We start from the raw sequence: 10,264 nt of genomic DNA on the forward strand, positions 1-10,264 counted from the left end.
GAGTGCGCCGATGCGAGGGTTCGCCAGCGATAACAACGCCTCTGTTCACCCCGAGGTCATGGCGGCGCTGGCCGCCGCCAATGTGGGGCACCAGCCCGCCTACGGCGGGGACGTCCACACCGACCGGTTGCGTGGGCTGAGCAAACGCCATTTCGGTGAGCGCGCCGATATCTATCCGGTGTTCAACGGCAGCGGCGCCAATGTGGTCGGGTTGCAGGCGATGTGCGACCGGTGGAGTTCGGTGATCTGCCCGGAGTCGGCCCATATCAACCAGGACGAGTGCGGCGCACCCGAAAAGGTGGCGGGACTGAAAGTGATTCCGGTGCCCACCCCGGACGGCAAGATGACCCCGGAACTGCTCGACCGGTACGCGTCGGGCTTCGGCGATCCGCATCGTGCCCAGCCCCGGGTCGTCTCCATCACCCAGAGCACCGAACTCGGCACCCTCTACACGCCCGGTGAGATCGCGGCGATCGGTGAACTGGCGCACGAGCGCGGCATGCTGCTGCATGTGGACGGCGCCCGGCTGGCCAACGCGGCCGCGGCGCTCGGCCTGCCGCCGCGCGCGTTCACCACCGACGCCGGGGTGGACGTGTTGTCGTTCGGCGGCACCAAGAACGGCCTGATGTTCGGTGAGGCGATCGTGGTACTCGACCCCGGCGCGGTGCGCGGTGTGGAGTACCTGCGCAAGGCGGCTCTCCAGCTGTCCTCCAAGATGCGGTACGTATCGGCGCAGTTGGTCGCGCTGCTGGACGGCGACCTGTGGTTGCGTAATGCCCGGCACGCCAACGCGATGGCGGCCCGGCTGGCGACGGCCGCGGCCCGGGTGCCGGGCGTCGGGATAGTCCGGCCGGTCGAGGTCAACGCCGTTTTCGCCGTGCTGCCCGGGGACGTCACCGAGCGGTTGCGGCGGCAGTTCCGTTTCTACCCGTGGGATGAGCGCACCGGCGAGGTGCGCTGGATGTGCTCGTTCGACACCACCGAGGCCGATGTGGACGCCTTCGTCGCCGCGCTGGCCCGGGAGATGGCCGCTTAGGTCGCGTTGTCGCCGGCCGAGGCGGGAATCGCGCGCTCCACGGCGATCCGGACCAGTTCGCTCGCCTGTTCCTCGCTGAAGACGCCGGGAAGGGTGAGCCGTTCGAGGGTGAGCCAGTTCAGCGCGAGGAACAGCAGCATCACGGTGTTCTCGTCGCCCGGCATCCCGTTGTCGAGATGGTTGCGGATATTGAAGTCCAGATCGGCGCGCACGCGTTCGGTGAGCAGGGCCTGGAGCTCGGGGCGGCGGGTGGCCTCCAGCCGGAGCTCGAGAATCGCGAGGTAGCCGGAGCGGAAGCGGGTGACCCGCCCGACCACCTCGATCATGAGTTCGTGGACGGTCTCGCGGGAGCGCAGCCCGTGCAGCTTCGCCATGGTCTCTTCGTCGGGGATCAGCCGCTCGTAGTACCGGTGGCCTACCTGGATCAGCAGATCGTCGCGGTTGGTGAAGTAGTTGGAGGCGGTTCCGGCGGGTACCGCGGCCTCCTTGTCCACCGCCCGGAAGGTCAGTCCGCGTGCCCCGTCCCGGGCCAGGACCTCGATCGACGCGTCCAGCAGGGCCTGCCGGCGTTCGGGATTCGTGCGCACCACTTGACACCACTCCATCTGTAGTACTACGGTTCAAATCACTTCGAACACAGTACTACAAACGAAGTGGTTTTATGCGAATCGGCGACGGTCTCACCCGAGGCCGGTTCGCAGCTCCGGATCGATATCGTTCCGGTTCCGTACCCCGAAAGGCGGCGTCCATGCGAAAGCAGCACAGCACCTATCCCACCCGCAGCGACCAGCCGCGTTTCGTCGCCCGCCCGGTCCCGCCGCGCACCCACGGTTCGCGGCATATGAGGCGGGGCGTCCGGTAGCGCCCGGTTGGTGGTAGAGCCCGGTTGGTCAGGAGATCCTGACCGGCCATCGGTTGAGCCGGAAAATTTCGACAGGGCCCGAAGGCCCGAGAGGGAGTGCGGAATGCGCGGGAAACCGGCGACCGGAACGAGTAGCGCGGACAACCGTGAGGAGAACGGTGTGACGGATACCGACGTGATCATTGTGGGCGCCGGACCCACCGGTCTGATGCTGGCCGCGGAATTGCGGCTCGCCGGAGTGCGGCCGCTGGTGCTGGAGCGGCAACCGCGGCCCCGCGACACCCCGAAGGCCGGCGGGCTCGGCGGGCAGATCCTGGAACTGCTGCGCTACCGCGGGCTGCTGGAGCGGTTCGAGGCCGCCTGCACCGATCCGATTCCGGCACCGCGGTTCCCGTTCGGCGGCGTGCATGTGGATCTCACGCAGCTGGCGGAGTCGCCGATGCATGCGCTGCCGTTGCCGCAACACCGGCTCGAGGAGGTGCTGGGTGGAGTCGCGGGCGAGCGCGGTACCGAAATCCGCCGGGGACACGAGGTCCTGGAGGTGAGTCAGGATGCCGATACGGTCACCGCGCGGGTGCGGGGTCCGGAGGGTGAGTACCGGGTGCGGTCCCGGTATCTGGTGGGCTGTGACGGCGCCCGCAGCCGGGTCCGGGATATGGCCGGGATCGCCTTTCTTGGCACCGTATATCCCGAGGTCAACCGGCTGGCCCAGATCACCGTTCCCGATTCGGTGACCGTCCTCGGCAACGGCGATCTCGAACTCCCCGGGGGCGCGGTGGCCCGGGCGGGTTTCACCCGGACCGAACGCGGGCTGTTCGGCCTGGCCGCCGCGCCCACCGGAGATTCCCTGTCCGTCTACACCATCGAGGACGAGAGCACCGAATACGACGACGACACCCCGATGACCGTCCCGGAACTGCAGGACAGTATCCACCGCGTGCTCGGCGTGAATATTCCGGTGGCGCAGACGCATCGGATGTCCCGGTTCACCTTCAAGGCCCGGCAGGCCGACCGCTACCGGGCGGGCCGGATCCTGGTCGCCGGTGATGCCGCGCATCTGTTCCCCGCTACCGGGGTGGCGCTCAACGCCGGCCTGCTCGACGCGGTCGATCTCGCCTGGAAATTGGCCGCCGGAACAGACGGCCGGGCGCCGGAGGGTCTGCTGGACACCTACCACGACGAACGCCACTACGCCGCCGCCCGCACCATGCTGCACACCCAGGCGCAGGTGGCCCTGCGCCGCGGGCACGACCAGGCCGCCGAAGCGTTGCGGACGGTGTTCCAGGAGCTGCTCACCGACGATCAGCCCCTGCGGCGGATGGGTGCCCTGATCGCCGGCACCGATATCCGCTACCCACTGCCCAACCCCAACGAACACCAGTTGACCGGCACCTTCGCCCCGGATCTCACCCTGCACACCGAATCCGGCACCACCACCGTCGCCGACCTCATGCATACCGCGCGCCCGCTCCTGATCGACCTCGCCGACCGTGCGGAATTGCGCGAAATCGCCCGGGACGTGCCGCCGGTCGAAATCCACCCGGGCAAAACGGATAACCGCCCGGCCGATGCCCTCCTGATCCGACCGGACGGCTACATCGCCTGGGCCGCGCCGATCGACGAACCCGCCGAAGCTGCCGCCGCGGGCATGCGGGCGGCGCTGTCGCGCTGGTTCGACCCGCGACCCGCGTAGTCCGCCGGCGCACTCGCTCGAGTAGAGGCCACCCACAGTAGAAAGGACCTGCGCAGGCATGCAGGACGTGAATATCTGGAGTGAAGAATTCGGCGCCGCGACCGACGCACCGATTCTGCTGATCATGGGGTCGATGTCACAGGGCATCCTCTGGCCGGACGAATTCGTCGCCCGCCTGGTCACCGGCGGTCGCCGGGTGATCCGGTACGACCACCGCGACACCGGTCTATCGGACACCGTCGACTTCGCGGCCCGGCCCTACACCTGGCACGACATCAAGAACGACGTCTACCGCGTACTGGACGCCCACGGCCTGGACAGCGCCCATCTGGTCGGTCATTCGGCGGGTGGGCTGCTCGGCCAGTACCTCGCGGTGGAGCGACCGGACCGGGTGCGCTCGCTGACCGTTATCGGCTCCTCACCGCTCGGCGGGGCCGAAGGCCAGGTGCTGATGCGGGCCCTGCTGGGACAACCGCAACCCGAGGGCAGCCTGCCGGAGCCGACTCCGGAGTTCGTGGCCTTCTACCGCACGCTGATATCCGCCCCGCCGCCGGACAACCGCGCCGACCGGATCGACGCCATGATCGCCGAACAGCGCGTACTGCACGGAACCGGTCTGCCCTTCGACGAGGACGCGGCACGTGAACTCCAGGAACGGATCCACGACCGGGCCCGCGACCTGTCGGCGGTGGCCAACCACCGGCTGGCCGGGGCGGCCGATCCGGATTTCGAGCCGGTCGGTGTGCTCCACCAGGTGAAAGCGCCCACGCTGGTGGTCGAGGGCAGCCACGAACCGGCCAAACCGGGCCACGGTGCGCTCATCGCCGACCGGATCCCCGGGGCACGGTTGCTGACCGTGGCGGGGATGGGTCATACCCTGCCGCCGGAGGTCCACGAGGAACTGGCCACCGCCGTCCTCGCGCATACAGCCGGATGATGCCGGTACCGGCCCGGCTGCCTGCTGCTGCGGTGCGCCGGCATACGACCGCCTGATTCCGGCTGTTGCCGGCCGGTGGCTTTCGGCGAATGCTGCCCGCATATCCCGAGGCTCACCGGTAGGCGTGCCGCGGGTGCTTCGAGCGCTCCGATGGCACACCGGCGTCGGGTGGCCTCGTTCATCGGCGGATCGGCGCCGGTGGAACGTGTGGTGTGATGGTCGCCGGTCCGGGCCGGTGGTCGAGGTGCCGGGGCAGGAGCAGCGGGCTCGCGAGGATCAGCAGCCCCGCGACGACCAGTGCGGTGCGGGTGCTGGTGGCGCCGGCGAGTAACCCGCCGAGCGCGGTGAGCACGGCGATGGCGGCGGCGCTGCCGATAGACCAGGCCGTCAGCACCCGGGCGATACGGTCCTGCGGGGTCTGCTCGAGCCGATAGGTGGCGAGTACGGGGTTGTAGAGGCTCATGCTGATGATGATCGCCAGCTCGACGGCCATCACCGTCGCGAGACCCGCGATACCGGGCCGGACCACGGCGAGACCGATCAGCCAGACCGCCCGCAGCGTGCCGACCGTCCGGAGGATCCGGTGCCGGCCGTACCGAGCCACCGCCCGGCCGGCCAGGCGTGAGCCGATCAGCCCGCCCAGGCAGGGGGCCGCGAAGGCCAGACCGTATTGCCAGGGCGGGAAACCGAGTTCGCGGAGCAGCAGTACCGCCAGCAGCGGCTCGGTGGCCATGATCAGTCCGCTGACCACCAGGTGGTTGAGGTAGAGCGCCCGGAGGCCGGGATGGGTCAGGATATGCCGCCAGCCGTCGGTCGGATCACCCACCCGGGCCCGGTGCGGGCCACTGCGCGGCGGGGGCTGTTCCCGGTCGCGGATCGCGATCACCCCCAGCGCCGAGAGCAGGTAGCTCAGTGCGTCGGCCGCCACGGTGATGATCGGCCCGAATACGCCGATCGCCGCGCCGCCCAGCGGTGGCCCGATCGCGATGGAGCTCCAATTCGTCGACTCGAACCGTGCGTTGGCCACGAGCAGATCCGCCGGCCGCACCACAGCTCTGAGGTAGGCGCCGCTCGCCGCGTTGAACGCGATCTTCGCCGCGGCCACCACCGCCGACACCACGATCAACTGGACGAAACTCAGTCCGCCGACGGCATAGGCGACCGGAATGGACAGCAGCACCGCGAACCGCGCCAGGTCCATGGTGATCATCACCGATCGCTTCCGGCGGAACTCCACCCACGGCCCGAGCGGTACCGCGATCAGCGCGCCCACCGCGGGCCCCACCGCCGACAACACGGACACCTGAACCGGAGTGGCGTCCAGTACCAGCACGGCGATCAGCGGTAACGCCCCGAACCCCAGCCCGGAACCGTAGGCGCTGACCGCGTACGACATCCACAGCCATCCGAACGGCCGGCCCAGGGATCGTCCGGCCACAAAGCTCCTACCTCCGGTTCGGCAGCCCGTCGCTGTCGATCGCCGAGATCGAAACAAGAGCGCGGAGGCAGGGTCAAACAACCGATTCGGGGGCGGGCACAACCGCGCGTTGTACGCCGACGGCCCGCGCGTTCCGCCCGACGCGGATCCCGGGCCACGCAGGGCTCGCCGAGGAATGCCGACCGGCGTCGGCCGGTCGCGAGAGTAGGCGACCGTGCCGGGACTTCAGGCGAGGGGGTTGGCCGAGAAGTCGATCTGGCGGCGGGCATTGGACAGGGTGGTGACCACACAGGTGCCGACCGGGCCGGTGCGGTCGTAGAGGGTGGCGGTGCCGATGGAGATCCCGGCCGCCGCGATGGTGTTGTCGGCTCGGAGACCGAGTTCGTAACCGGCGGGGAGCCGGGACAGCGTGACGGTCACATCGGCGTTGATATAGCCGGCGCCCTCGGACCCCCAATGGCACACATGGTTGGTGGCGTCGCCCATGACCGCGGCGCGCTGGAACGGGGTGATCGGTTCACCGGTGATCAGGGGCGGCAGGCTCTGCCAGAAGATCTTGCGGTCGGCGTTCTGGTTGGCCCCGAAATCCGGGGTCCAGTCGCGGTCACCGCTTTTGAACAGCGGCGGCGATCCTTCGGGGGACGTGCAACCCGCCGGGGGCGCGGGCAGGTCGTCGGCCGGACTCCACACCCGGCCCGGCGGTTCGGCACCCGTGGTCAGGAATACGGCCGAGGCGCGGACCCGGTCCTCGCCATCCTGTACGAGTGCGGCGTCGGCAACGGTGATCCGTGAACCGCTGCGAACCACTTCGGCGCGTAGTTCGAACGGCGCGTCGGCCACCGGACGGTAGAGGTCCACGGTGAGCCGGGCCGGGACGAAGCCGTCCGGACATCGGGTCTCCAGCTCCCGGGCCAGCAGCCCGCATACCCCCGTGCCGCTGAGATTCGCCGGTGCCCACGGGCTGATCGCCAGCTTCCCGGCGACGAGCCGATCACCCTGTCTGTCGAAGAAACTCACCACGCGCGTCGAGCCCCCTTCGCGATTCGAAACCTCAGGAGTGCAACACGTTACAGTCGCAGCTCTGGCGCTGCTGAACAGTCGCTGGGGCGGACGTGAGGTCGTCCTGATCAAGGGTGCCCGCTCCACTCGCCTGTTCTAGACCGCAGCAGCATTTTGCCGCCCGACGCGCCCACCCCACCCGACGCGCCGGGGAACTCCGCCGTCTGTCGCTGGGCCCGCCCTAGGGTATGCGTTATGGCCTCACTTTCCGATCCCGCGGTCCGTGATTTCCTCAGCTACGGAACCCGCACCGCCAAAGTGGCTTTCACCGCTGCCGACGGGCGTCCGGTAGTGACTCCGGTGTGGTTCCTGCTCGATGGTGACGAGCTGGTTTTCAACACCGGGAAGGACACCGCGAAGGGGAAGGCGCTACAGCGTGATCCGCGGATCGCGATGGTCGTCGACCTGGAGGAGCCGCCGTACGGCGCGGTACAGGTGCAGGGGACCGTGACCCTGTCCGAGGACCCCGCCGAACTGCTGCGCACGGCCACCGCGATCGGTGGGCGGTATATGGGTACTGCTCGCGCGGAAGAATTCGGGCGCCGCAACGGGGTGCCCGGGGAGTTGCTGGTGCGGGTGAAACCGCAGAAGGTGATCGCGTTCTTCGACGCCGTGGGCTGAGCGCGGTCTATCCGGCGGCGGGCTACCTGGTCGCCGGCGTTCCAGCAAACCCGCCGATCGCCGGCCCGAGTTACACGGTCCCATCGTGGTACGTGAACCGGGCTAGCAAACACGGAGGACGTCGGCAATCACACATGGTCCGCGATCCGTAAGATGTAGACCCATCACCTCACGCGGCCCCTTCCTCGGCGCCTGCTTCGCTGGGGAACTGGATATTTGGAACCCATGATCGATATTGCGCGGCTGCTCAGGCCATAGCCGTGGCATCCTTGGTTCGTGTCTCAGTTCAAGTGGTCTGATCAACATCAAGCGTTCTTGATTACGGGTGGTGTTGCCGTTGGGGAACTGGACGAGCGGTTCCGCGACGAGATCTCGGTGAGTTTTGCTGATATAGAAGAAGTGAAGCTCGATGTGTTGGCTGCGGCGCTGGGCGAAGCTGCAAGATGGCGCGATAAGAAATTGAAGGAAAAACATCCAGACAGGACTTCGGGCAAGTCATTTGCGGTAAGTTTCGGAGAATTTGGTAGTCAGAACGAGCCGTGGTTTTTGTTTGAGATCGATGAGTCCGATGCCGCGCTGAGATTCGTAATGGGATTGCGAAGCTTAGAGTTTTCTTGGGTAGAGGAAAATGTCCTTGCGCTAATCGATAGAATATGGAAATCGATAACATGTCGAATTGAGCGCCTTTCGCATACTTGGAACGATGGAGTTTCGCCGAGGGAGCTCCCGTTGGGGTGGGAAGTCGAGCTGGCATTGGAAGTCGTATCCGAGCGTTCGGTCGGCGATTTGGTTCAACTCGCGAGATTAACTCAGTCTATTCTCCGCCTTCCGTGGACGCAGTCGGCTCAGCGTGCATCGATCGATCTTGAAATGACCAGAGGTCTGCTCCGGGCGGGCCAGTTTGAGTGGCTGGTTGGCGAAGAAGAATCGTCCTGGTTAGAAGTGAAGTCGGCTCCGTATGACTTATCGAAATGGGCAGGAAAGATTGAGCTGGCGCAAGATGTTGCTCGATTCGCAAACGCAGAGGTCGATGGAATCCTGATTATCGGATTCAGGACCAAGAGATCTATTTCAACGGAGACCATCAGCAAATTGTCGCCGATTGAGCTGGAGTCAGATGCGGCGGAGCGCTACCGGAAAATTATCGACAGTAGAGTCTATCCGCTTGTGGATGGGCTGAAATTGGAACAGTTTATCGTCACCGAAGGGCGGTCGATCCTGGCCATCTCGATCCCAGCCCAGTGTGAGGACCTTAAGCCTTTCCTGGTTCAGGGCGCCATTGTCGACGGGGCGTACGAGGGCGCCTTCATTTCCATTGTCAGGCGACGAGGTGAGGGCTCAGTTCCTGTTACCGCTCCGGCGATACACGCCTACCTTGCGGCGGGAAGGAGAATTCTGAACGCGCCTGGACAGACTGGCTGATGAAGGTGTCGCTGATGCTTCTGCCTGCAAACGGGCCGGGCGTCGAGGTGCCTCGCAACGATCCCTCTAAACTCGCGGCATGACGGTGCACTTCATCGGGGCCGGGCCCGGCGCCGCCGACCTGCTGACCGTGCGCGCGGTCGAGCTGCTGGGCCGGTGCGCGGTCTGCCTGTATCCGGGGACCTATCTGGATCGTGAGGTGCTGCGGCACTGCGCGCCGGAGACCGAGCTGATCGACACCCAGCGCCTGGACCTCGACCGGATCACCGAACATCTGGTGGCCGCTCATCGCGCCGGGCGCGATGTGGCGCGGCTGTGCTCGGGCGACCCCTCCGTATATTCCGCGCTCACCGAGCAGACCCGCCGCCTCGACGCGGCGGGTGTCCCATGGGACGTCACCCCGGGGGTTCCGGCCTATGCGGCCGCGGCGGCATTGCTGGGGGCCGAGCTCACCGTTCCGGAAGTGGTGCAGTCGGTGGTGCTCACTCGCACACAGCTGCGCTCGACGGCGATGCCGGACACCGAGGCACTGGCGGAGTTCGCGCGGACCCGGGCCACCCTGGTGCTGCATCTGGCGGTCACCCGGGCCGGGGAGCTGGCCGCCGAACTGTCGGAGCACTACGGAGCAGACTGCCCGGTCGCGGTGGTCTACCGGGCGAGTCAGCCCGAGCAGCTGGTGCTGCGCGGGACTTTGGGCGATATCGGTGAGCGGGTCGAATCGGCGGGGTTGCGGCAGGCCGCGGTGATCATGGTCGGGCGGGCGCTGGCGCCGGGAGCCGACTGTGCGCAATCGCACCTGTACGACCCGGCGCGTGATCGGGCACACCTGGGCTCCTAACTTTGGACCGGGAACGGCGCGCGGTGCCTGTCGGTGTGCTCTGGTATGGGTGTGCGGGCAGGTTGCCGGGGCGGGTCCGTCCGCTCGGGGCCCGCGTAGCGGCCGGTTGGTGACCACGCGCGGCGACGGTAGATTGGATCGGTGGTCAGGAGTTCGGTAACCCGCGTGGCACGGCGTCGTGTGGCCGGTACCCGATGTAACACCTCCGGCCCGACAAACGGATAAGTCCGATGGACATTTTTGCCTGATCGATACGAGCACTGGGCCCGGAGCCGCAGACGCCATGGTATGAGCGTGCGCGTCGCACCCGGGTGTCGTCGGGGGAGCGCGCCTGCGCGTTCCGGAAGCGAGGTTACGG

General features: G+C 67.2%; 9 protein-coding genes. 6 read left to right on the forward strand and 3 right to left on the reverse strand.

Annotated elements, in window-relative coordinates; translation table 11 throughout:
* Positions 1-10: 10 nt before the first annotated feature.
* The gene (locus AB0F41_RS20555) at positions 11-1,036 is read left to right on the forward strand and encodes a beta-eliminating lyase-related protein (protein WP_357426094.1); all 1,026 of its coding nucleotides are present in this window, start codon (positions 11-13) and stop codon (positions 1,034-1,036) included.
* Here the strand turns inward: AB0F41_RS20555 and AB0F41_RS20560 are convergent.
* Complete coding sequence (locus AB0F41_RS20560) at positions 1,033-1,626, reverse strand: TetR family transcriptional regulator (protein WP_357426074.1); 594 nt, start codon at positions 1,624-1,626, stop codon at positions 1,033-1,035. The two genes, AB0F41_RS20555 and AB0F41_RS20560, sit on opposite strands and share 4 nt — an antisense overlap.
* Positions 1,627-2,058: 432 nt before the next feature.
* Here AB0F41_RS20560 and AB0F41_RS20565 point away from each other — a divergent pair, with 432 nt between their 5' ends.
* Together AB0F41_RS20565 and AB0F41_RS20570 are read left to right on the forward strand one after the other, a co-directional pair.
* Entirely contained in the window at positions 2,059-3,591 is a 1,533-nt protein-coding gene (locus AB0F41_RS20565) for an FAD-dependent monooxygenase (protein ID WP_357426076.1), read from the forward strand.
* Positions 3,592-3,649: 58 nt separating this feature from the next.
* Entirely contained in the window at positions 3,650-4,528 is an 879-nt protein-coding gene (locus AB0F41_RS20570; RefSeq protein WP_357426078.1) for an alpha/beta fold hydrolase, read from the forward strand.
* A gap of 178 nt (positions 4,529-4,706) precedes the next feature.
* On the opposite strand, the gene AB0F41_RS20575 is transcribed toward AB0F41_RS20570, so the two are convergent.
* The gene (locus tag AB0F41_RS20575) at positions 4,707-5,966 is read right to left on the reverse strand and encodes an MFS transporter (RefSeq protein WP_357426080.1); all 1,260 of its coding nucleotides are present in this window, start codon (positions 5,964-5,966) and stop codon (positions 4,707-4,709) included.
* Between the two features lie 225 nt (positions 5,967-6,191).
* Positions 6,192-6,983 carry a thioesterase family protein gene (locus AB0F41_RS20580; RefSeq protein ID WP_357426082.1) on the reverse strand — a complete coding sequence of 264 codons (792 nt, stop codon included), beginning with the start codon at positions 6,981-6,983 and terminating at the stop codon, positions 6,192-6,194.
* A 237-nt stretch (positions 6,984-7,220) separates the two neighbouring features.
* Between AB0F41_RS20580 and AB0F41_RS20585 the strand changes: the two genes are divergently transcribed.
* The 3 genes from AB0F41_RS20585 to cobM all read left to right on the forward strand — a co-directional run bounded on the left by AB0F41_RS20585 (position 7,221) and on the right by cobM (position 9,906).
* Complete coding sequence (locus tag AB0F41_RS20585; protein WP_357426084.1) at positions 7,221-7,646, forward strand: PPOX class F420-dependent oxidoreductase; 426 nt, start codon at positions 7,221-7,223, stop codon at positions 7,644-7,646.
* A 276-nt stretch (positions 7,647-7,922) separates the two neighbouring features.
* Entirely contained in the window at positions 7,923-9,068 is a 1,146-nt protein-coding gene (locus tag AB0F41_RS20590) for an ATP-binding protein (RefSeq protein WP_357426086.1), read from the forward strand.
* 79 nt (positions 9,069-9,147) lie between these two features.
* On the forward strand, positions 9,148-9,906 hold the full coding sequence (gene cobM / locus AB0F41_RS20595; protein ID WP_357426088.1) for a precorrin-4 C(11)-methyltransferase: 759 nt from the start codon (positions 9,148-9,150) through the stop codon (positions 9,904-9,906).
* Positions 9,907-10,264 lie beyond the last annotated feature (358 nt).

Source organism: Nocardia sp. NPDC024068 (assembly GCF_040638875.1).
Lineage (GTDB): Bacteria > Actinomycetota > Actinomycetes > Mycobacteriales > Mycobacteriaceae > Nocardia.

What these genes read in the sequence shown, in the direction of transcription:
- AB0F41_RS20555 (WP_357426094.1), top strand. Translation starts at nt 11, where the DNA reads ATGCGAGGGTTCGCCAGCGATAACAACGCCTCTGTTCACCCCGAGGTC.
- AB0F41_RS20570 (WP_357426078.1), top strand. Translation starts at nt 3,650, where the DNA reads ATGCAGGACGTGAATATCTGGAGTGAAGAATTCGGCGCCGCGACCGAC.
- AB0F41_RS20585 (WP_357426084.1), top strand. Translation starts at nt 7,221, where the DNA reads ATGGCCTCACTTTCCGATCCCGCGGTCCGTGATTTCCTCAGCTACGGA.
- cobM (WP_357426088.1), top strand. Translation starts at nt 9,148, where the DNA reads ATGACGGTGCACTTCATCGGGGCCGGGCCCGGCGCCGCCGACCTGCTG.